The sequence below is a fragment of the Flavobacterium sp. genome (assembly GCF_047602195.1).
Taxonomy (GTDB): domain Bacteria; phylum Bacteroidota; class Bacteroidia; order Flavobacteriales; family Flavobacteriaceae; genus Flavobacterium.
Window position 1 is genome coordinate 1,686,741 of sequence record NZ_JASGHW010000004.1, and the last position, 23,101, is coordinate 1,709,841.

The window sequence follows — 23,101 nt, forward strand, 5'->3', positions numbered from 1 at the left end:
GCGTTATTTTTCAAGTTCTTCGATGTGGTCAAATTCCGGACGGTGTTTCTTTTCGCGCGACCACATCAAGTAAATCGCCGGAATCACGAACAACGTCAATACCAATGAAAATAAAGTTCCGCCTACGATGACAACACCCATTCCGATACGGCTCGTCGAGGCGGCACCAAGCGACAACGCAATCGGTAACGCCCCGAGCGCAATTGCCAACGACGTCATCAAAATTGGGCGCAGACGCGATTCGGCGGCGTGCATGATCGCCTCGAATTTGGGTTGGCCTTGTTCGCGCAATTGGTTCGCGAATTCAACAATCAGGATTCCGTTCTTCGTGACCAGTCCAATCAACATAATCGTTCCAATCTGACTGAAAATATTCCACGTCTGGTCAAACAGCCACAGCGAAAACAACGCTCCGGCCACAGCCATCGGTACGGTCAGAATAATGATGAACGGATCGATGAAACTTTCGAACTGCGCGGCCAAAATCAAATAAATGAGCAACAAGGCGAGTCCGAAGGCAAAGGCCGTGTTCGATGAACTTTCGACAAAGTCACGCGATTCGCCCTGCAAATCGGTCGTAAAGGAAGAATCGAGTACCTTTTCCTTGATGCGTTCCATGGCATCGATTCCGTCACTGATACTTTTCCCAGGCGCGAGTCCGGCAGAAACGGTAGCCGACATGTAACGGTTGTTGTGGTACAATTGCGGCGGAGAACTTTGCTCGTCGATGCTCACGATGTTGTCGAGCTGGATCAGTTCGCCCTTGTCGTTCTTGACAAACATCGAAGTCAAGTCGATCGGCGCCTCACGGTCTTTTTTATCGAATTGCCCCATGACCTGGTATTGCTTGCCGTTCATCATGTAGTAACCGAAACGCTGCCCGCTGAGCGACAATTGTAGCGTTTGCGCCACATCAAGAACCGAAACGCCCAAGCTTTCCGCTTTCTCGCGGTCGATGTTGACGTAAATCTCCGGTTTGTTGAACTTGAGGTTGACATCGGTATTCGAGAAGGTCGGATCTTGGTTGGCTTCGTTCATGAACTGCGGAATCTTCTCGCGCAATTTCTCGAAGTTCGGCGCCTGGATCACGTACTGGATCGGCAATCCGCCGCGGCGGTTTACGGCAATCGTCGGGCTTTCGGATACGTTGGTTTTGGCTTCCTGGTATTGCTTGGTCCATTTGGTCAACTTTTCGGCGATTTCTTTTTGGGAACGTTCGCGTTCGCCGGGCTGCACGAGTGCAATTCGCGCACGGCCGCTGTTGACCGACGACACGCCAAATCCGGGTGCCGTAATGATCAAACTGACTTTTTTCTCGGGAATGGAATCGTTGATGAGGTCGGTGATTTCGTTCATGAAACGGTCCATGTAATCATAGGAAGCACCTTCGGGAGCCGTGATGTTCATGCTGATGAAACTGCGGTCGTCATACGGTGCGGTTTCTTTTTGGATGGTTTTGAAGAACAATACTATCAATCCGATACAAATCAGCAAAATGGGGAAACTGAGCCATTTGCGTTTCATGAATTTCCCCAAAGATTCGGCATAACCCGAATTGAGTTTTTCAAAGTACGGCTCGGTCAGGTTGTAGAATTTCGATTTTTTCTGTTCGCCGCCTTTCATCAAATAGGCGTTGAGCATCGGCGTCAAGGTCAATGAGACAAAGGCCGAAACCAAAACCGCCGCGCCAATGACGACGCCAAATTCTCGGAACAACCGTCCGACAAAACCTTCGAGGAAAATCACGGGAAGAAACACCGCAGCGAGTGTAATCGAAATCGAAATGACGGCAAAGAAAATCTCGTTCGAACCTTTGATCGCAGCTTCGATCGGCGTCATGCCTTCCTCGACTTTCTTGAAAATGTTTTCGGTGACGACGATTCCATCATCGACGACCAAACCGGTGGCCAGTACAATTGCGAGCAAGGTCAGTACGTTGACCGAAAATCCGAACAGCCACATGATGAAAAACGTCGCAATCAACGATACGGGAATATCGATCAGCGGTCTAAACGCAATCGCCCAATCGCGGAAGAACAGATAAATAATTAGGATTACGAGAATGATCGAAATGAGCAAGGTTTCCGCCACTTCGGTCACGGCTTGTTTGACAAAAACCGTGTTGTCGATCGCGATGTTGAGTTTGAAACCCGCAGGCAGATCCTTCTTGAGCTGGTCGTATTGTTTGTAGAACGCATCGGCGATGTCGAGGTAATTCGTTCCCGGCTGTGGAATGATCGCCAAACCCACCATCGGCTGGCCCGAATCGGACAGTTTGGTCTCGAGGTTTTCGGCTTCGAGCGCGGCTTTCCCGATGTCGCTGAGGCGCACGATTTTCTCGCCTTGGGCCGAAATGATGATGTTGTTGAATTCTTCCTCGGTCGATAAATTTCCGATGGTTTTCACCGTCAATTCGGTGTTCGCGCCCGTCAATTTCCCCGAAGGCAATTCGACATTCTGCGCAGCCAGGGCCGTCCGCACATCCGAAACGGTAATACCATACGAATTCATGCGTACGGGGTCGATCCACAAACGCATCGCGTATTTGCGCTGGCCCCAAATCTGTACGCTCGACACACCCGGAATCGTCTGTAAACGTTGGGCAATGACGTTGTCGGCGTAATCCGAAAGCTCCAGTACGTTTTTGGTATCCGATTGAACGGTCATCGTGATGATCGGCTCCGAATCGGCGTCGGCTTTCGAAACCACCGGTGGCGCATCGATGTCCTGCGGCAACGTACGAACGGCTTGTGAAACCTTGTCGCGCACATCATTCGCAGCTTCCTCTAAATTTTTATCGAGGTTGAATTCGATCGTAATATTACTCGCGCCCTGGCTGCTCGACGAACTGATGTTGCGGATGCCGTCAATCGAATTGATCGCTTTTTCGAGCGGTTCGGTGATCTGCGACTCGATGATGTCGGCATTCGCACCCGAATAGGTCGTGCGCACCGAAACCTGCGCCGGATCGATCGAAGGAAATTCCCTGACGCCCAGATAGGTGTAGCCGATCACCCCAAAAAGGATAATCCCTAAATTCATCACGATCGTGAGTACGGGACGTTTGATGCTTAGTGTGGATAAACTCATATGTGGTGGGAATTATTCGTTTTTGAGCGTCACTTGGACCGGGCTGCCTTCCTTGAGCGACATCACGCCCGTGGTCAGAACCGTATCGCCGGCCTTGAGTCCGGAAATGATGAGTACATTTTGATTCGTTCGTGCGCCGGTTTCGACGACAATTTCCTTGGCTTTGCCGTCTTTGGCGATGAAGATTTTCTTGCCGCCCTGGATCGGGATCAGTGCTTCGGTCGGTACGAGTAACGCGTCGTTGATTTTTTGCAGCGGCAGCATCACATTGGCAAAAGTCCCGGGCAATAATTTCCCGTCGGGGTTTTGGGCGATGGCACGCATTTTCAGCGTTCGTGTCGCCACTTCGACGCCGGGTTCGATCGCATAGATCTTGGCGGTGTATTTGTCTTTGGATTCCGAAGTCGTGAACGAAAGCGTACTGCCGACTTTCATCTGCGGTGCATATTTTTCCGGAATCGAGAACGTGATTTTGAGTTGGCTGGTGTTGACGAGATTCGCGATAATGGTCGTCGGCGTCACATAAGTGCCTTGTGAAATGTTGCGCAATCCGATTTTACCCGAGAACGGCGCACGGACCGTCGCCTTGGCCAATTGCGCCTGAATGAGTTGCGCTTCTGCCTTGGCCGATTGGAAGTCGGCGCTCGCGATGTCGTATTCTTCCTGGCTGATGGCTTCTTTCTGGAGCAGGAGTTTGGCGCGTCTTTCGTTTTCGGAAGCCAATGCCTGTGCGGTTTTGGCCTTGGCGAGTTGGGCGCGCAATTCGAGGTCGTTGACTTTAAACAGTATTTGTCCTTTGGCCACCGAACTGCCTTCGGAGAAATTGATGCTTTCGACTACACCCGAAACCTCACTGCGGATTTCAATCTGCTCGTTGGCTTCGATCGATCCCGAAAGCGAAAGGTCGTCGGCGAAAACCTGTGGGCGCAATACCATTCCGGTGACTCTGGCGGGTTTCTTCTTGCCGTCTTTTTCTTTGGCGTCGTTTTTTTCGCTTTTGTTTTCTGTAATTCGGTAGGCGATAAAAGCACCGAGCCCTACAATCAAAATGGTGTAGACAATGTGTTTAACCTTCATAAAAATTAGTTAAGAGTGGCTGTGGCTGCCACAAAAATTGGGTTCGAAAACAAAGCTAAACCTTCTATCCCGAAAAGTTTTGCGAGTTAAATTTTATTTAACACCTGTATAGACAAATATTTTATTGGGTTGTATTTTGACGGGATTTGTGGTTGCTTGGCAGAATTGATTCGGGTGTAATTTTTTTTTGATGAAATGTCCAATTCGCCAAATTCGATTGTCATTAGGGTATAAACTTAAAAAAATCACTACAATGAACACAAGATTAAATTTTTGGGAAAAAGGCCAACAAGCCATGCACGCGATGTTTGCGCTGGGCAAGCATTTGTCCAAATCTACTTTGTCGCCCGAATTGCGACACCTTATTTCGTACCGCGTCTCGCAAATCAACGGCTGTGCGTTTTGCCTTGACATGCACGCCAAGGATCTGTTGGCGCTGGATGAAAATCCGCAGCGGTTGTTGGTCCTCAGCGCCTGGCGTGAAGCGCCGTTTTATTCCGAGAAGGAACGTGCCGCGCTGGCTTTTACCGAAGCGTTGGTGTTGCTTGCCGATGGGATGATTCCCGAGGCGGTCTACGAACAGGCATCTGCCCATTTCACCGAAGCCGAATTGATCGACCTCGCGATTGTCGTCGTGGCTACCGGCGGCTGGAACCGCATCAACATTGCCTTTGGCGCCGATACGGGCTCGTATCAAGTGGGCATGTACCACTAATGTTTCAACATCAATCCAATTCGTTTATCCCGCATTTTTTTAATTTTAACCTTTAATAAACAGCAACCATGAAAGAATTCTTATTGATTTTCAGAAGCGACTACAGCCAGTTTCCACAATTGTCACCCGAAGAAATGCAAGCCAACATCAAGCGTTGGATGGATTGGGTGGGCGGAATCGCCGCACAGAATAAACTCGTCGACAAAGGCAACCGCCTCGAACGCAGTACCGGAAAAGTCATCCGCCCCGACGGACTCATCACCGATGGCCCGTATGCCGAAATCAAGGAAAGCATCGGCGGCTATACGATGGTCAAGGCCGAATCGCTCGACGAAGCCACCGAACTGGCCAAAACCTGTCCGATCCTGTTGTTTGGCGGAAACGTAGAAGTACGCGAAGTACTTTCGATGTAATATGGACCAATCCGAATTGTTGCCACACCTGTTCCGCGCTGAGTATCGAAAAATCATTTCGGTGCTCAGCGCGCGGTTTGGCATCCAATACTTAGAGGTAGCCGAAGACATTGCTAGCGAAACCTTTTTACAGGCAACCGAACTGTGGCCCGTGAAAGGGCAACCCGATCATCCGGTGGCCTGGCTGTATAAGGTGGCGCAGAACAAAATGCTCAACCACCTCAAACGCGACAAATTGTTTTCAGAAAAGGTATCGGTCGCGGTCCGGCCCGAAATGCAATCCGTAGAGGTTGCGCTCGATTTCTCCGAGAAAAGCATCAACGACAGCCAACTCGCGATGGTGTTTGCGGTGTGCAACCCGGTGTTGTCACCCGAAGCCCAGGTCGCACTGGCGCTCAATTTGCTGTGCGGGTTCGGTGCCAAGGAAATTGCCACGGCCTTCCTGACCAATACCGAGGTCATTTACAAACGGCTCAACCGCGCCAAGGCTACACTTCGCGAAACCAACATTGCCATCGAAACCCCGCCTGATTCGGAAATCGGGAAGCGGTTGCCTTATGTATTGTCTACTTTGTATTTGTTGTTCAGCGAAGGCTATTATTCGATGTCGCAGGACCATTTGATCCGGCAGGAATTGTGTGCCGAGGCGATGCGGCTCAATTACCTGTTGGTAAATAATCCATTGTCAAACACCCCCGAAGTTAATGCCTTGCTGGCTTTGATGTGTTTCCAGTCGTCGCGTTTCGAGGCGCGCATGGGGGAGAACGGCGAACAAATCCTCTACGACGAACAAGATCCGAATTTGTGGAACGAGGCACTGATCGACAACGGCAACTACTTCCTGTCACGAGCCGCCACGGGTTCACAACTCACCAAATACCACCTTGAGGCCGGGATTGCTTCCTGGCATGCCCACAAGACGGCACAGGACGAAAAATGGGACAATATCCTGCAATTGTACAACCATTTGCTCGTGGTCGAATATTCTCCGATGGCCGCGCTCAACCGTACTTTTGCGTTGGCCAAGGCGCACGGCAAACCACAGGCGATTGTCGAAGCCGAGAAGCTGCAATTGACCACACATCCGTTGTATTTTTCATTGCTGGGTTATTTGTATACCGATATTGACGATGCCAAAGCCTTGTCGCATTACCAAAAGGCGCTCGATTTGACCCAGGCAGACGCCCAAAGAATAGCGTTGCGCAAAGCCATTGCCAAACTCGAAAAGGAGGTGCGTTAGCGGGCGCAGCAAAGTACCGTGTACTGCGCAGCACGCGACGGCGGCTTAGCAAAACCAGGCGCAGCCGTAGTTTTGGTTAGGCGGCGGAACGCCCTAACTGATGTAATTCCAGATGTTTTTCTTTTTGGACAATTCGAGGAACACCGTTTTGAGTATGGCATGCTCGGGTTTCTGCAAACCCGCGTCGTCCTTGAGAATTTGGAGCGCGTATTGGCGTGCCAATAGGAGAATGTCCTTGTCCTTGACGATATCGGCGATCTGGAGGTTGAGCACGCCGCTTTGTTGGGTGCCCATGATGTCGCCCGGACCGCGCAGCTTGAGGTCGACTTCGGCGATTTCGAAACCGTCGTTGGTGCGTACCATTGTTTCCATGCGGGTTTTGGTGTCGCCCGTCATTTTGTGTCCGGTCATTAAAATACAATAGCTCTGTTCGGCGCCACGGCCCACGCGTCCACGCAATTGGTGGAGTTGGGACAAGCCGAAACGTTCGGCGCTTTCGATGATCATGACCGAGGCGTTGGGTACGTTGACCCCGACTTCAATCACCGTCGTGGCGACCATGATGTTGGTTTTGCCTTGGGAGAAACGCTGCATTTCGGCATCTTTTTCGGAAGGCTTCATCTTGCCGTGCACGATTGAAATCGAATATTGCGGCAGCGGAAAATCGCGCGAGATGCTTTCGTAGCCGTCCATCAAATCCTTGAAATCCATTTTGGACGATTCCTCGATGAGCGGATAAACGATGTAAATCTGTCGGCCTTTGGCGATTTCGTCCTTGAGGAATTTCCAGACCTTGAGCCGGTTGGTGTCGTAGCGGTGCACGGTTTGGATGGGTTTGCGGCCCGGCGGCAATTCGTCGATGACCGAAATATCGAGATCGCCATACAAACTCATCGCGAGCGTACGCGGAATCGGCGTGGCGGTCATGACCAGCACATGTGGCGGGATGTCGTTTTTGGCCCACAGTTTTGACCGCTGTTCGACACCGAAACGGTGCTGTTCGTCAATGACGGCGAGACCGAGGTTTTGGAATTGGACTTTGTCTTCCAGCAGCGCATGCGTCCCGATCAAAATATCGAGCGAGCCGTTTTCGAGTTCCTCGTGGATGATCTTGCGTTCGGCGGTTTTGGTCGAACCCGTCAGGATCTTGATGTTGATACCAAGCCCAACAGCGAGTTCGGACAAACCTTTGAAATGCTGGTTGGCCAAGATTTCGGTCGGCGCCATGAGGCAGGACTGGAAGCCGTTGTCGAGCGCGAGCAACATGCTCATCAAGGCCACGATCGTTTTCCCCGAACCCACATCGCCCTGCAACAGGCGATTCATTTGCGCGTGGCTGCCCATGTCGTTTCGAATTTCCTTGATCACGCGTTTTTGTGCATCGGTCAAATCGAACGGCAGGTGGTGGTTGAAGAAATTGTTGAAATGGTCACCGACTTTGGTAAATGGATGGCCCTTGATTTTGTGCTTGCGGATTAAATTCTTTGTAATGAGTTGCAATTGGATGAAGAACAATTCCTCGAATTTCAAACGGAATTGCGCCTTGGCGAGCAAATCGGTGCTTTTTGGGAAATGAATGTTGAACAGCGCGGCGTTCTTCGGGATCAATTTCAATGCATCGAGCAAATGTGCAGGCAGGGTTTCTGTAAAAGCCGCCTGTGTTTCAACGAACAATTGCTGCATCATCTTGTTGACCGCACGGTTCGAAATGCCGCGATTGGTCAGTGTTTCGGTCGACGGGTACACGGGCTGCAAGGCCGTTCTCAGGCTTTGCTCGTGGTCTTTGAGCAGTTCGATTTCGGGATGCGCCATGTTGAACACGTTGTTGAACGCCGTCGTTTTTCCGAAAATCACGATCGGTACGTTCAATTGCAGGCTTTCGCGGATCCATTTGTGGCCCTGGAACCACACGAGTTCCATTTGTCCGGTATCGTCCACAAACGTAGCGACGAGTCGTTTGCCGCGTTTCTGCTCGACGGTCTTGAGGTGGATGATTTTGCCGATCAGTTGTACCTCGGCCGGGTTCTCGCGTAATTCGTTGATCTTGTAATACCGCGTGCGGTCGATGTAGCGGTTGGGGTAAAAGTTGATCAAATCCTCATACTTGTGGATGCCCAATTCCTTGCGCAACAACGCGCCGCGGCTGGGGCCGACGCCTTTGAGGTATTCGATGGGGGTTTGCAGCAGCGACATTTGGATTTTCAGATCGTCAGGTTCTCGGACGAGGCGAAGATAGCTTTTATTTGAAAAATGGAAAAGCAGAAAATCTGGATCAAAAGGCATGACGAATGATTATTTTGCTAGCTTTGAGGTGTTCACATTCGATTTTCCAAAAGACCAACAGACAAATGATGAAAAAATATTTAATCTTGGGCTTCGTGTTTTCGGCAGGCATAGCGTTGGGCCAAAACAATCCCATCGGTTACAGTATTTCCCAAACCAAACCATTGACCACGGACGAAGTCGTGAATCAGGCCACGTTTACCGAAGACGGAATAGAGAAAAAAGCATTCCGGATTGTTTACGACGGAAGCATCACGACGTTGGTCAACAAACTAAAAATTGGACTCGGAAATGAAGACGTCAAGAGCGATGCCGTCACGCACAAAGTGATTTATTTCAAAAAATTCAAACGGCCGGAGTGGAGCGACCAAAAGATAACGCTGCGGTTTGAATCGCTTTCCAATGGAAACCGGCACCTGATTTCTATTGTCTGTACCGACAGCGAAGGGGTTGATTTGCTCGAATTTGGATCGGAAAGCCAACAGAAAATAAAACGGTATCTGGAAAGTCTCCTCGTGAAATGATCCCAAATCCAACAACCCAATTGTAGCTATATTTGACTAAATACGATCCAGCATGACCGAAAAACCCGATAGCCGCCGCCCCATAGAAACCCGAAATGCCGGTTGGGCCAAGCGTACCGCTTCCTGGCTCGCCAAACACAATGTAACGCCCAATGCGATTTCGGTGTTCAGCATTGTCTTTTCGGCCTTGTCTTTTTATGGGTTTTATTGGAATATGGAAATCAGCAGCGGCGATAGTGAAGGAATCAGGAGCCCGTTGCGTTTTGTAACGATGGCAGTGGTCATCATTGGGATTCAGGGTCGCTTGATCATGAATCTGCTCGATGGGATGGTCGCGGTCGAACACAACAGGAAATCGGCAGTCGGCGGTTTGTTCAACGAAGTGCCCGACCGCATCAGCGATACGTTGACGCTTTTGGGATTGTCCTACATGGTTCTCGATTGTTCGCACGGCAAAGATTGGGTGTGGCTCGCGGTTTTCCTGTCGGTTTGTACGGCTTACATCAGGACATTGGGGGCCTCATTGGGCGTGGGTCATTTCTTTATCGGCCCGATGGCCAAGCAGCACCGCATGGCTTTGGTTTGTGCGGGCTGTGTCATTTATACTTTTTACGAATCGATTTTTTATTATCTGTTGCTGCTGATGAACATTGGATTGGTCATCACTTGCTACCGCCGTTTGTCCAAAATTGTCACCGCACTCAAAAGTGCTAACCCTTAAGCCATGGAACAACTATTCCGACTCGATTTTATCCAGAAAAACGACCTCATGATTGTCGTTGCGCTCATTTTCGGCATACTCGTTTTTGCGACCTTGCTGTTTTTCATCGTGGGCAAAATCAAACCGCAGGCGAATTTGACCGAACTCAAGTCGCGCACCAAATCTTGGTGGATCATGGCGACGATTTTCATCGGGGCGACGATGATCAACGCGACGATTTCGTACATCGCCTTGGGGATGTTGTCGTTTGTGGCGTTTCGCGAACTGTATTCGGTGTTGGGTTTCCGCGAATCGGACCGTCGCGCCATTTTCTGGGCATTCATTGCGATTCCGATCCAGTATTACTTGGCCTATATCGGTTGGTACGGCGCTTACATCATTTTCATTCCGATCGTGATGTTCCTGTTCTTGCCGATGCGGCTCGTGCTCAAGGGCGACACCGACGACATCATCAAATCGATGTCGCTGCTGCAATGGGTGCTGATGCTGACCGTGTTCGGGATCAGCCACATGGCGTATCTGCTTTCGTTGCCTGAAATCAAAGGTTTTGAAAGCGGCGGCCGTGGCTTGCTGTTGTTTTTGGTGTTCCTGACCGAGATCAACGATGTGATGCAATTCACTTGGGGCAAACTACTCGGCAAACACAAGATTGTTCCGAAAGTAAGCCCGAACAAGACCTGGGAAGGTTTTATGGGCGGCGTGATCAGCACGACCATTATCGGTTATTTCCTGGCATTTTTGACGCCGTTGAATACGACGCAAGTGCTGTTCGTGAGTTTTATGATTGCGGTTTCCGGTTTCATTGGCGATATCGTGATGTCGTCCATCAAACGTGACATTGGCGTAAAAGATATGGGCAATTCGATTCCGGGACACGGCGGTGTGTTGGACCGCATCGATTCGTTGTCATTTACGGCACCGGTGTTTTTTCACCTGGTGTATTACATCGCTTATCCGAATTTGGGTTGTTGATTTTAAAACAAGGTTATGCAGAAATATGTATTGCGCTTTACGTATGGTTGGGTGGTCCGTTGGTTCCTCAAGGTATTCGTGGGCGTTAAATTTGGCAAGGCCGATTTCCTTCGGGGCGAAGACCAATTCATCATCGTGGCCAACCACAACAGCCATCTCGATACGATGACCATCCTGGCCTCGCTGCCGCGCAAAGTCATCCACAAAGTCAAGCCCGTGGCTGCGGCCGATCATTTCGGCAAGACCAAACGCAAGGAAAAACTCAGCAATTACTTCATCAATACCTTGCTTATCCAACGCAAACGCGACAAGGAAAACCCGGCAAACGACCCGATCAATAAAATGATCCAGGCGCTCGATGACGGCTTTTCATTGATTATTTTCCCAGAAGGCACACGCGGCGAACCCGAAGTGCAGCAACCGCTCAAACCCGGTGTGGCTTTGGTGTTGTCGCAACGCCCGCATGTGAAATACGTGCCGTCCTACATGAAAGGCATGGGCAAGGCGATGCCCAAGGACGACAGCCTGATCGTGCCGCACAATTCTTCTTTGGTGTACGGCCAGCCGACGGCCATACAAAGTGTCGAAATCGAGGCCATCATGCAGCAAATCGCCGCCGATTTTGAAATGCTCAAAAACAGCTAACTACTCTTAAACTTCACTTAAAGACAAGGATTTTTGGGCCGAATTGAATAACTTTGAGAACACCAAAAAAGCCACATGAAGTTTTTATACTCCTTTTTTTTACTGGTTGGTCCGTTGGTTTTTGCCCAAAAGCCGAACGTCGATTTCCAGACCATCCATGCCAATCTGGTCATCAATCCAGTCAAAACCAATGTGTTAGGCAATTGTACCTACACTTTTGTGGTCAATGACAAAAAGCCCGATACCATTCGTATCGATGCCAACAAGATGGAATTCGCCGAAGTCAAGATCAACGGCTCCAAAGTCAATTTCAAGAACAGCCAGAAGCAATTGCTGTTGTATGAAGGATTCAGGAAAGGCAAGAATACGCTGACGTTTAATTACGATGCGTTCCCAAACCAGACCATGTATTTCGTCAATTGGGATTTCACCCAAGAAATCGATACGCCCGAAGAAGTCCAAGGCCAGATCTGGACGCAGGGCCAGGGCAAATATACCAGCCATTGGCTGCCGAGTTTTGACGACGTCAATGAAAAGGTCATCTTCAGTTTCGACATCACTTTCCAGAAAAGTTTTGAGGTCATCGCCAACGGGAATCTCGTGGGACGAACCCCATCGGGTGACGATTACATCTGGCAATACCGTATGAAACAGCCCATGAGCAGTTACCTTGCGATGATTGCCATCGGGCATTTCGAGAAGAAAATGACCAATGCCGCTTCGGGCATCCCGCTGTATTTCTATTACGAGGCCCAGGACAAGGATTGCTACGAACCGACCTACCGCTACAGCCGTGAGATGTTCGATTTTCTCGAACAGGAAATCGGGGTGCCGTATCCGTGGGAAGTTTACCGACAGGTTCCGGTGCGCGATTTTTTATACGCCGGGATGGAAAACACCACGGCCACGATTTTCTCGCATGATCTGGTGGTAGACGAAATTGCCTTCAACGACCGCAACTACGTCAATGTCAATGCGCATGAACTCGCGCACCAATGGTTTGGCGATCTGGTCACCGCGCAATCGGGCAAGGACCATTGGCTGCAGGAAGGTTTTGCTACGTATTATGCGTTGTTGGCCGAGCAGCAGGTTTTCGGGGATGATTATTTTTACAACAAACTGTTCAACACCGCGCAGCAGTTGAAGCAAGCCGCCAAAACCGATAAAGTGCCATTGTACAATGAAAAGGCCAGTTCGCTGAGTTTTTACCAGAAAGGTGCGTGGGCGCTGCATGTGATCCGTCACGAAATCGGGCGCGAGAAATTCAACAAAGCCGTCAAGAGTTATTTGAAAAAGTACGCTTATGGCAATGTGGTGACCGATAATTTCCTGGCCGAAATCGCCGCGGTTTCCAAATTCGACACCGCCGCTTTCCGCAAGAAATGGCTCGAGGAACCCGGTTTTCCGATTGCCGATGCTGAAGCGGTTTTGCAGCAGCAAAGCCCGTTGATCCGAGACTTTATCCAGTTCCGCGACCACCAACTCGACCCGAAAAAAGACCATGCCGAAATCCTCAAAATCATCAGCGGTAATGCATATTACCCGATCAAGGAATTGTTGCTGTACCAAATCGTCGAGCAGCCGTTCGAGGTCAAACAACCGATTTTAGAAGCGGCTTTAAAAACGAATGATTGGCATGTACGCCAAGCCGTTGCTGCAACCGTCGAAACGATTCCCGAAAGTTTCCGTACGCAATACGAAACGCTGCTTTCGGACAAATCCTATGAAACGCAGGAAATCGCGTTGTTCAACCTTTGGAAGATTTTTCCCGAACACCGGAAACGATACGTAGAATTGTCGAAGAATTGGGTCGGTTTCCAGGACAAGAACCTGAAATTGTTGCATTTGTCCTTGGCTTATATGTCTACCGATGACAAAGGCGAAAAGTACCAGATTTACAAGGAATTGTTGTCGTATACCGGAACCAATTACGATTCGGGCCTGCAGCAAAACGCGTTGCAAAAATTATTGGATTTGGATTTGAAATCAGAAGATGTACTGCGCAGCCTCGTGTACGGAACGGGAAGCCACCGTTGGCAATTTGTCAAGTTTTCCAAAGACAATATTCGTACCTTGCTCAAGGAAAAGAAAAACAGGGACATTTTCATCAAAATCAGGAGCGAACTGCCGATACGCGAAAAAACGCAATTGCAGCGGTTGCTCGAAGAATAATTATGAGAGCATTAGTCATTTCGGGCGGTGGAAGCAAGGGCGCGTTTGCGGGCGGTGTCGCGCAATACCTGATCGAACAGCACAAATACCAATATGATTTGCTGCTCGGTACCTCGACGGGCAGTTTGCTGATCCCGCACCTGGCACTCGGAAAGGTCCAGAAGATTTACGACATCTACACCAGCGTCGACGAGCACAAGATTTTCAATGTCAACCCATTTGTCGTGAAAGTGAAGAACGGCGTCGAGATCGTGACGATCAACCACATGAACGTCCTGCGCCAGTTTTTCAAGAAGAAGCGCACCTTTGGCGAAAGCAAACACCTGCGCCGCTACATCCGCGAAAGTTTTACGCCCGAAGAATTCGACACGCTCAAAAAATCCAAATGCAACATCGTCGTGACGGTGACCAATATTTCGCGCAACGAGGTCGAATACAAATGCATCCGCGATTTCGAATACGAGGAATTTTGCGACTGGATCTGGATTTCGTGCAACTACATTCCGTTCATGAGCCTGGCCGAACGCAACGGCAGCTTCTATGGCGATGGCGGATTTTCGAATCTCGTCCCGATCCGCGAGGCCATCCAGCGCGGGGCGACCGAAATCGATGTGGTCGTGCTCGAGATGGAATCGATGTCGACGCCCAAGGTCATCGGCAAAAACCCGTTTTCACTGATGGTGGACTTGTTCGGCATCTTGCTCGACCAGGTAGAGAAACACGACATCACGATCGGGAAATTGTCGGCCAAGAACAAGGACGTCAAGCTCAACCTGTATTATACGCCTACTTCGCTGACCACAAACGCGCTGATCTTCAACAAGGACAAGATGCGCCAATGGTGGCACGAAGGCTACGAATACGCCCAAAACAAGAGCGAATTGATGAGCGAAAATAAACTCGCCATGTAGGCCGACAGTGCGTTGGTTTGTAAAGAATTATGCGTACTTTAGGGCCGCTAATTCTAACTACCAACCCAATGAAAAAAATATTACTCCTCTTGACGGGCTGTGCTTTCTTTTTTACTGCCAAAGCACAGGTTTCGGTGACTGTTTTCGAAGACATCCTTTTTTATGACGGTTATGCCGCTTTGGTCGATCTGGGCACGCATCCGGTTCCCGATGGCGTAATTCGCCACCGCAACGATTTGTATGCGAAGAAACTCAGTGCCGACCAGTTGGCTGCTTTTGGAAGCAACATGACCATCAACGTAACGATCAAGGCTGCCTGCGACAATTATGACCGCATCGGTAACGTCAACCTGGCTTTTGTGCCGACGGGTTCCACGGCCTATAATCCGGCGGAAGTCGAGCACATCGAGCTTGCGCGTTTCATCACGCCGTTCATGAACAAGAACATCGAACCGACCCAAGTGCCGTACACGTTCTCTGCCGACAACGTGGCCAAGATTTTCAAGGATCCTGCGATCCTGGCCGACTATGACATCTGGGTCGAGTTTGAGGTATTTGGCGTGCCGTATGCCGCGCAGGAACAAGTAGCGGGCTGTGCCGGAAGGATCGATGTGTTCTACGGTACGCTTGAATTCGTTTCGAATGCAGATACATTTTCAGCCGACGACAATTTCCTGTTGCCGATGAATTTCAAGAAGAACCTCAACAATTATGAAGTAGGCGCCACCGATGCGATTGGCACAACCGAACGCACCATCGTTTTTACGGCACCGTCCGATATTTCGGAAGCGACTTTCGTCTTGATCACTTCGAACCATGGCTCCAACCCGGGTGGGGAAGAATACAACCGCAGGTGGCACCGCGTTTTCTATGACGGCGCGCTCAAGTTGCTGTACAAGCCGGGCGGGGTTTCGTGTGAACCGTACCGCCAATACAACACGCAAGGAAACGGCATTTATGGTGCTACCCCGCGTACCGATGCCGAATGGGCTTCTTTCAGCAACTGGTGTCCGGGACAAGTGATCCCGATCCGTACCGTGCCGATCGGGGACATGCCTGCCGGTGACCATACGTTCAAGATTACCGTGGCTGGCGCACAGTTTGTCGGGCAGCAGGGTTATATTCCGGTTTCGCTTTACCTCCAGGGCAATGCAGGCGAATTGGCCGTCGATGATTTCGACATGATGAGCTACAACCTGTATCCGAATCCGACGGAAAATTTTATTGCGGTACAGTCTTCCTCGGCAGTGCGCCATTTTACCGTCTACAACATGATCGGCCAACGGATGTTGCAGGGACAATCGGCGCAAATTGACCTTGGCGGTTTCTCTAAAGGGGTTTATCTGGTTGAAATCGAATTTGAGAACCATAGAAAAGTGACGGAGAAGGTCATCCGAAAATAAACCGCAGACCACAAGCCACCTTGGCGAATGGATCATTTCAAAAAAAAGATCAGGCCGGGTAGGGTTTTTTCAAAAGCAATTGTTTTAATAGCAGCAAATAATTATTACCCGCACAATTTGGGAGTAAATTGCTATGAAGAAGAAGACAAGCCTTCTCACATTCCCCGGGAAGGCTTTTTCATTCGATACTTGTAACTATTCCAAAAATTTATGCTATGATGAAAAAATTACTTTTTTGGACGTTGTGCGTGGCGGTAATTTCATTTACGGGTTGTGATCCAGAGGACGACCGTTCGAATGGTATTTCGTTACCCGAAGTGTCAGATGCTGAATTCGCCAAGAATTTCGGTGCCGAGGTACAACGCGATTTTATCGGGCAGGTAGTCGATGTCAATAACGAGCCCGTAGTAGCGGCGACCGTAAAAATTGGTACGGCCAGTGTGCAGACCGATGCCAATGGCGTGTTTATCGTCAATGGTGCTTCTGTTTACGAAAAATTTGCGCATGTCACGGCCACCAAAGCCGGCTACATCAGCGGTTCGCGTTCGTTGGTGCCGACCACAGGAAAAAACAATATCAAGATCATGCTGCTGGCGGCAACACCAGTACAAACGATTGCTTCTGGCGCAACTGCGGCGGTCGATTTGCCCAATGGGACCAAGGTTGTTTTCGATGGTGCATTTACCGATGAAAGCGGTAATGCCTATTCGGGCAATGTCAATGTGTCGGTGTTTCATCTGGAAAGTTCCAACGAAAACCTCGGCAGTTTGATGCCCGGAATGTTGTATGCCAAAAACGAGTCGGGACAACCGGTCGGACTCGAGACCTTTGGGATGTTGCATGTGGAATTGCGTGGCAGTGGCGGACAGAAACTACAAATCGCCACCGGACATTTGGCACAGATGACTATGCCAATCGACAATACACAGTTGGCCACGGCGCCCGCAACGATTCCGCTTTGGCATTTCGATGAAGCCAACGGTTATTGGAAACAGGAAGGTTTGGCGATCAGGCAAGGCGGCAAATATGTGGGCAATGTTTCGCATTTCTCGTGGTGGAACTGCGATGCACCATTCCCTACCTATAAGCTGACAGTAATAGCCACTGGCATCAATGGGCTGCCGCTTAGAAACATAGGGGTTGTATTGTAAGGCAAAGCGGTCCCAACGGATCAATCGCGTACACTGATAATAACGGACATGTTTCGGGTATGGTCCCAAGTAACGAACCCTTATTGCTTAGGATATATGACCCATGTGGAAATGTAGTCAAGGAAGTTACGGTTCCTGCTTCAGCGCAAGCGGGACAAGTTGCTGTAACCTTGAACAATACAGAGGTTATGTCGTCTTTGGTACAAGGAAAATTAGTCAAATGCGATGGATCAAATGTCAGCAATGGCTATGTGGTTTTGGAATTTGGCAATCAGATACTTTTCAGCGAAGTGACCAATGGTGATTTTCAATTTTCGGCTGTGAGGTGCAGTAATGAAGCTGATTTTTCCGTCCGCGGTTACGATTTGGATAACCTTCAATCCACTGGAAACCTAAATTATACATTCGGTACGCCAACAACTAATTTGGGTATCGTCCCTGTTTGCAGCGCACTAACAGAATATATTGTTTACCAATTTAAGCAAAATGGTGTCGTTTATCCACCAAGGTATATCTTTGAAGGTATCACCGCCAAGCCAGATCCATTAAATCCAAATTTCGATTTGGCTATAATCGGTAAGCCACTAGACGATGCCCAATATTATATTTTGTTGGGTTTCAATACTACAGTTCCAGGTTCTTATTCCAATAATGAACTCGATTTGTCGATACTGCATACGGTTGGAAATTCCTCAAGCTGGTTGCATTTTTATACGGAGAACGACAATTTTGCCAGCTACAACTTGAGCCAGTTTGGAGGTGTAGGGGAGTACATCGATGTCAGTTTTCATGGTTCAGGATTAACAAACGGCAGTCCGATTGAAGTCAATGGATATGCACACGTCCTGCGCGATCAATAAAAAAAAGCCTCCTCCCGAAGCGTCGGGACGGAGGCTTTTTCTATAAAAATTCTTTCACTTCATTCTTGATGTAAGCGAGTGCCGCACTGCTCGGCGTGGCTTTGTCAAACATCCCGCTCAATACGGTTTCGCGCAAATGATTGGCGTCTTTGATATTGGGATCTGTTGCGGTCTTGAGCAACATTTGGATGGTCGCATTTTTGGCCGTCGAGATGATGTTCCAGCAACCGTCGGTCATGTAAATCTGTTGGGTCAGGTTGTGCTCGTATTCCTGTTCGATCTGCGCCACGACAAAATTGACGTAATCGTTCTTGTCCTCCGAAATGGGGGCGATGCGCACCAAACATTTGGCCGGATCGACACGTTCCATAAACAGAGCCATGCGTTCGTAAGCCTGTAAGCGCAGCGGCAAGGCGTCTTTCTGGTTTTCCTTGGCCAACAGGAAACGTCTTCTTTTTTCCTCATTCTGCAGGTGCATCTGGAAGAAGTAATAGGCGATACCGCCCGTAATGGCAGCCGGGAGGCAATAAAATAAAAGTTCAATTATTTTGTCGGTGTCCATAGTTGTTTTTGTTGATAACGGAAGCAAAAATAAAATATTACGTGTTAACAAAACCGCAAAATCGAATTATTTTAACTGTACCTTTACCCAAACCATTCGAATGGAAGTCTCGGTACTCATCATCCTTTGTATTGCGGCATTTGCTGCCGGTTTCGTCGATGCGATTGTAGGCGGCGGCGGTTTGATCCAAACCCCGGTGACCCTGATCGTCATGCCACATCTTCCGGTATCGACCGTGATCGGGACACTCAAGATTCCGGCCTTTAGCGGTACCTCTTTCGCCGCAGCGCAATACCTCAGAAAGGTCAGGATGGATTGGAAACTGTTGCTTGTCATGATGGTCCTGGCGGTACCATCGGCTTATGTGGGTTCGCTGCTGCTGACACGGGTAAGCAATGATTTCATGAAGCCGTTGCTGTTGGTTGTCCTTTCGTTGCTCGCGATTTATACCTATGCGAAGAAAAATTTTGGGCAGCAGGCCGACAAATCGCATTCGTCCCGACAACAACTGCTCTATGCGGTCATCATCAGTGTCGTGGTTGGGTTCTACGATGGATTCATCGGCCCCGGAACCGGAAGTTTTTTCGTCCTGGCCTTCATCAGCCTGCTCGGATTCGATTTTTTGCAGGCTTCGGCCAATGCCAAAATGGTCAACTTGGCCACCAATTTTGGTTCGATCTGCCTGTTTGTGCTCAAGGGCAAAATCGTTTGGGCCATTGCCTTGCCGATGGCGATCAGCAATGCGCTTGGCGGATTCATCGGTGCCAGGTTGGCGGTCAACCGCGGCAATACCTTTATCCGGATTTTTTTCCTGATGGTCGTCATCGGCACCTTGATTCGCTTTGCCTACGATGTGTTTTGTAAAGGATAATTTGTTAAATTGGCAGTGCCAAACCCACAACACATGAAGCATTTCTGCCTTTTCCTGAGTCTTGTCTTTTTCCTGAATTCAAACGCCCAAGTTACCGTTCGCGGCAAACTGCTTGACCGGCAAACCAATGAAGCGGTCATCAGTGCTTCGGTCGGCATCAAGGGCAAGGCTACCGGCACCATCAGCAACGAAGAAGGAGTGTTCCAATTGACGGTATTCAAGGACGAACAAATCCTGGTTTCCTGTCTCGGTTATCAGCCGATTGCGGTTCCGGCATCCGAATTTACGTCCGAAATCAAAATCCTCTATCTCGAACAAAGCGAGGAAAAGCTTGAGGAAGTTATGGTGTCGAAAATCCCGCCCCACCAGATGCTTTTGGAGGCGATTGCCGCCTCGACGGCACGGCTCAACAAACCCATTCTGTTGCATACCTATTACCGTGAATTCGCCAAGAACAATGGCAAGTACACCAGTTTTGCCGATGGGCTGCTCGATTACCACGTCACCGGAACAGTCAAGAAAACGACAACCGAAACCGTGGTGCTGCAGAACCGTTCGGTCAATTTGTTGCCGCCGGAAGAAGAGGAAGATGGTGCTTTTGGATCGGTTTTCAGTGTACAACAAGCAGTGGTTTCAAAGTATTCAATGAGCAGACTGTATCAAGATGTTTTGGAAAAAAAGAAGCACGAGCAATACGATTTCGAACTCAAGTCTAAAAAAGAAGCCGGGAAAGAGCTCTACCTGATTTCTTTCAGCCCGAAAGCCGAAATCGAAGAAATGCTCGTCAAGGGGACGGTGCTGTTCGATCCGCAGACCAAACTGATCCAGGAAGTCGAAATCTATGCCGCGCCTTCGCACCTGCAGTATGCCAAGACCATCAATGTGTTGATCGTCAAAGTGACCATTCAGGATTTCAAATTGAAAACGGCCTACAAAATGTCGGGCAGCAATTATGTGCTTTCCTATTGCAACCATTACGCAAAAGTCAAGGTTTTCAACAAAAAACGGCTCAACGAAACGCTTGAATCGCGCAGCGACCTGATTGTGACCGACTTCGAGAAAGACAAGCCTTTCGACAAAAAGACGCGTTTCAAAAAGAGAAATCTTTACGACAAGCCCACCGATTACCAGACGAAATTCTGGCAGCAGAGCAATGCCATCGTGCTGACTTCGGATGAAGAAAAAATCATCGCCGATCTGGAAAAATCCAGTGCTTCGGCCATTCCAGCCCATTAAAAATGAGCCAAGCCTTACGCGAACATATCGAAAAAATCACGCCGCTCACCGATGCCGAATTCGACTACATCTTGTCGCATTTCACCACCAAAAAACTCAAGAGGCGGCAGTTCCTGCTTCAGGTAGACGACCCGGTGCGCAACGATCATTTTGTGCTCAAAGGGCTTTTGAAACTGTACCACATCGATGCCGAGGGAAAGGAGCACATCCTGCAATTCGCCATGGAAGATTGGTGGATCACCGACTATCAGGCTTATTTCAACCAGACCAACGCCACATTGGCCATCGATTGCATCGAGGAGGTCGAAGTATTGTGCCTGTCGTTGCAGAACCGGGACAAGCTTTGCGCCGAACTGCACAAGATTGAACACTTCTTCCGGCGCAAGTCCAACGGCGGTTACATCGCCATGCAACGCCGCGTGTTGTCGTTGCTCAACAACAATGCAAAAGAACGCTACGAGCAATTGCTCGCCCAGTATCCAGCGCTGGTCAAACGCGTGCCCAAAAACGTAATTGCTTCTTATCTGGGGGTTTCGCGCGAAACCCTGAGCCGACTTTCTTGAAAAATGTGACCTACATCACATGAAAATGTTGATTTATGTCATTGGCCAGGTTTGGTTTTCGCCCCAACTTTGTATCGTACAAAATCAACATCAGTACGATATAAAATGAAGAAAATCGTAACTTTAATGGTCATCGCCGCCGCCATTTTTTCGGGCGAAGCGAAGGCACAGCATCAAAAATCCAAAAAAATGAAGAAAGTATTATTTGTGGTCACAAGCCACGACAGGAAAGGCGATACGGGAGAAGCCACAGGGTATTACCTGGGCGAAGTGTCGCATCCATGGGAAGTATTGCACAACGCCGGGTATGCGGTCGATTTCGTGAGCCCCAAAGGCGGAAAAGCACCGGTAGACGGCTTCAACCTCGACGATGAAACCAATCGAAAATTCTGGAACGACACCCAATACCGCAACAAGGTCGAGCATACGATGAAACCGTCCGAGGTCGATCCTAACGACTACGCCGCGATTTATTATGCCGGCGGCCATGGTGCCATGTGGGATTTGGCCGACAATACCGAATTGGCCAAAATTGCCGCAGCCATTTATGAACGCAACGGGATTGTAGGCGCGGTTTGCCATGGTCCGGCTGGCCTGGTCAACATCAAATTGAGCAACGGGAAATACCTTGTCGATGGCAAGAAAATCAATACGTTTACCAATGAAGAAGAAGCGGCCGTTGGCTTGACCAATGTCGTCCCATTCCTGCTCGAAACCAAGATGATCGAACGCGGCGCCAGATTCGAGAAATCGGGTCTGTGGCAAAACCATGTGGTGGCCGACCAACGCGTCGTGACTGGACAAAATCCGCAATCGGCCAAAAGCGTGGGCGAGCAAATACTTCGACTGCTGACCCAAAATAACGACAAAAAAAATAATAACCAATAATCACAAAATCATGGATTTACAACTCAAAGATAAAACTGCATTTATTTCCGGCTCCACTGCAGGAATCGGATTCGCAACGGCCAAACGTTTGGCCACCGAAGGCGCCACGGTCATCATCAACGGACGCACCCAGCAAAGCGTTGACCAGGCCGTAGCCGAACTCCAAAAAACAGGAAACAGTAACGTGTCAGGAATCGTCGCCGATTTTTCGAAGGTAGACGACATCAACCGACTTCTATCCGAATTGCCCGACATCGACATCCTGGTCAACAACACCGGGATTTTCGAACCCAAGGCTTTTGCTGAAATCCCCGATGAGGATTGGTTCCGTTTTTTCGACATCAACGTCATGAGCGGCGTGCGGCTGTCACGTCATTTGTTCCCGAAAATGATTGCCAAGAACTGGGGACGCATCATTTTCATCTCGAGCGAATCGGGCATCATGATTCCCGATGAAATGATCCATTACGGCATGACCAAAAGTGCACAACTGGCCGTGAGCAGCGGATTGGCGCAATTGACCAAAGGAACCAATGTGACTGTTAATTCCATTTTACCCGGCCCGACCAAATCTCGTGGTGTAGGACAGTTCCTCGAGGATTTGTCCAAAACCGACAACAAACCCGTGGCCGAAGTCGAAGCCGATTTCTTTAAAAACATGCGACCGACTTCGCTGATCCAAAGATTCGCTTCGGTTGATGAGATTGCCAATACGATTGCGTATTATGTGAGCCCGCTCGCGTCTGCAACCAATGGTGCGGCCATTCGCGTAGAAGGCGGGTTGGTGCGGTCGATTGTTTGATT

The 23,101-nt window shown here is 49.4% G+C and carries 21 protein-coding genes; 17 read left to right on the forward strand and 4 right to left on the reverse strand.

Annotated features, from left to right (window positions below; genetic code table 11):
• Positions 1-3 precede the first annotated feature (3 nt).
• Together QM717_RS13650 and QM717_RS13655 are read right to left on the reverse strand one after the other, a co-directional pair.
• Complete coding sequence (locus QM717_RS13650) at positions 4-3,090, reverse strand: efflux RND transporter permease subunit (RefSeq protein WP_415038177.1); 3,087 nt, start codon at positions 3,088-3,090, stop codon at positions 4-6.
• A gap of 12 nt (positions 3,091-3,102) precedes the next feature.
• Entirely contained in the window at positions 3,103-4,167 is a 1,065-nt protein-coding gene (locus QM717_RS13655) for an efflux RND transporter periplasmic adaptor subunit (RefSeq protein WP_415038179.1), read from the reverse strand.
• Positions 4,168-4,420: 253 nt separating this feature from the next.
• Here QM717_RS13655 and QM717_RS13660 point away from each other — a divergent pair, with 253 nt between their 5' ends.
• The 3 genes from QM717_RS13660 (at position 4,421) to QM717_RS13670 (ending at position 6,535) form a co-directional block, all read left to right on the forward strand.
• Positions 4,421-4,882 (forward strand): carboxymuconolactone decarboxylase family protein, encoded by a 462-nt coding sequence (locus QM717_RS13660; RefSeq protein WP_415038181.1) that lies wholly within the window; start codon positions 4,421-4,423, stop codon positions 4,880-4,882.
• 68 nt (positions 4,883-4,950) lie between these two features.
• Positions 4,951-5,295, forward strand: coding sequence for a YciI family protein (locus QM717_RS13665; RefSeq protein ID WP_415038182.1), 345 nt, complete (start codon positions 4,951-4,953; stop codon positions 5,293-5,295).
• A gap of 1 nt (position 5,296) precedes the next feature.
• Complete coding sequence (locus tag QM717_RS13670; RefSeq protein ID WP_415038184.1) at positions 5,297-6,535, forward strand: RNA polymerase sigma factor; 1,239 nt, start codon at positions 5,297-5,299, stop codon at positions 6,533-6,535.
• A 93-nt stretch (positions 6,536-6,628) separates the two neighbouring features.
• Here QM717_RS13670 and recG read toward each other — a convergent pair whose 3' ends face one another.
• Positions 6,629-8,728, reverse strand: coding sequence for an ATP-dependent DNA helicase RecG (recG, locus tag QM717_RS13675; RefSeq protein ID WP_415038186.1), 2,100 nt, complete (start codon positions 8,726-8,728; stop codon positions 6,629-6,631).
• A 158-nt stretch (positions 8,729-8,886) separates the two neighbouring features.
• On the opposite strand from recG, the gene QM717_RS13680 reads away from it, so the two are divergent.
• The 9 genes from QM717_RS13680 (at position 8,887) to QM717_RS13720 (ending at position 18,177) form a co-directional block, all read left to right on the forward strand.
• Complete coding sequence (locus QM717_RS13680; RefSeq protein WP_415038187.1) at positions 8,887-9,342, forward strand: hypothetical protein; 456 nt, start codon at positions 8,887-8,889, stop codon at positions 9,340-9,342.
• A gap of 52 nt (positions 9,343-9,394) precedes the next feature.
• Positions 9,395-10,063 carry a CDP-alcohol phosphatidyltransferase family protein gene (locus tag QM717_RS13685; RefSeq protein ID WP_415038189.1) on the forward strand — a complete coding sequence of 223 codons (669 nt, stop codon included), beginning with the start codon at positions 9,395-9,397 and terminating at the stop codon, positions 10,061-10,063.
• A 3-nt stretch (positions 10,064-10,066) separates the two neighbouring features.
• Positions 10,067-11,035 carry a phosphatidate cytidylyltransferase gene (locus tag QM717_RS13690; RefSeq protein ID WP_415038191.1) on the forward strand — a complete coding sequence of 323 codons (969 nt, stop codon included), beginning with the start codon at positions 10,067-10,069 and terminating at the stop codon, positions 11,033-11,035.
• 15 nt (positions 11,036-11,050) lie between these two features.
• Positions 11,051-11,680, forward strand: a complete 630-nt coding sequence (locus QM717_RS13695; protein WP_415038192.1) for a lysophospholipid acyltransferase family protein — start codon at positions 11,051-11,053, stop codon at positions 11,678-11,680.
• 75 nt (positions 11,681-11,755) lie between these two features.
• Entirely contained in the window at positions 11,756-13,852 is a 2,097-nt protein-coding gene (locus QM717_RS13700; protein WP_415038194.1) for a M1 family metallopeptidase, read from the forward strand.
• 2 nt (positions 13,853-13,854) lie between these two features.
• Entirely contained in the window at positions 13,855-14,763 is a 909-nt protein-coding gene (locus QM717_RS13705) for a patatin-like phospholipase family protein (protein ID WP_415038195.1), read from the forward strand.
• Positions 14,764-14,831: 68 nt separating this feature from the next.
• Complete coding sequence (locus tag QM717_RS13710; protein WP_415038197.1) at positions 14,832-16,166, forward strand: peptide-N-glycosidase F-related protein; 1,335 nt, start codon at positions 14,832-14,834, stop codon at positions 16,164-16,166.
• A gap of 215 nt (positions 16,167-16,381) precedes the next feature.
• Entirely contained in the window at positions 16,382-17,317 is a 936-nt protein-coding gene (locus tag QM717_RS13715) for a carboxypeptidase-like regulatory domain-containing protein (RefSeq protein WP_415038199.1), read from the forward strand.
• Between the two features lie 188 nt (positions 17,318-17,505).
• Positions 17,506-18,177, forward strand: coding sequence for a hypothetical protein (locus tag QM717_RS13720; protein ID WP_415038201.1), 672 nt, complete (start codon positions 17,506-17,508; stop codon positions 18,175-18,177).
• 40 nt (positions 18,178-18,217) lie between these two features.
• Here the strand turns inward: QM717_RS13720 and QM717_RS13725 are convergent, their stop codons facing one another.
• Positions 18,218-18,739: a hypothetical protein gene (locus QM717_RS13725; RefSeq protein ID WP_415038203.1), complete on the reverse strand. Its 522-nt coding sequence runs from the start codon at positions 18,737-18,739 to the stop codon at positions 18,218-18,220.
• A 100-nt stretch (positions 18,740-18,839) separates the two neighbouring features.
• Here QM717_RS13725 and QM717_RS13730 point away from each other — a divergent pair, with 100 nt between their 5' ends.
• The 5 genes from QM717_RS13730 to QM717_RS13750 all read left to right on the forward strand — a co-directional run bounded on the left by QM717_RS13730 (position 18,840) and on the right by QM717_RS13750 (position 23,099).
• Positions 18,840-19,610, forward strand: coding sequence for a sulfite exporter TauE/SafE family protein (locus QM717_RS13730; RefSeq protein WP_415038204.1), 771 nt, complete (start codon positions 18,840-18,842; stop codon positions 19,608-19,610).
• Positions 19,611-19,643: 33 nt separating this feature from the next.
• Entirely contained in the window at positions 19,644-20,846 is a 1,203-nt protein-coding gene (locus QM717_RS13735) for a carboxypeptidase-like regulatory domain-containing protein (RefSeq protein ID WP_415038206.1), read from the forward strand.
• A 2-nt stretch (positions 20,847-20,848) separates the two neighbouring features.
• Positions 20,849-21,409, forward strand: a complete 561-nt coding sequence (locus tag QM717_RS13740; RefSeq protein ID WP_415038208.1) for a Crp/Fnr family transcriptional regulator — start codon at positions 20,849-20,851, stop codon at positions 21,407-21,409.
• A gap of 105 nt (positions 21,410-21,514) precedes the next feature.
• A complete protein-coding gene (locus QM717_RS13745) occupies positions 21,515-22,297 on the forward strand; it encodes a type 1 glutamine amidotransferase domain-containing protein (protein ID WP_415038210.1) in 783 nt (260 codons plus the stop codon).
• 10 nt (positions 22,298-22,307) lie between these two features.
• Positions 22,308-23,099, forward strand: a complete 792-nt coding sequence (locus tag QM717_RS13750; protein WP_415038212.1) for an SDR family NAD(P)-dependent oxidoreductase — start codon at positions 22,308-22,310, stop codon at positions 23,097-23,099.
• The last annotated feature ends 2 nt before the right edge of the window (positions 23,100-23,101 follow it).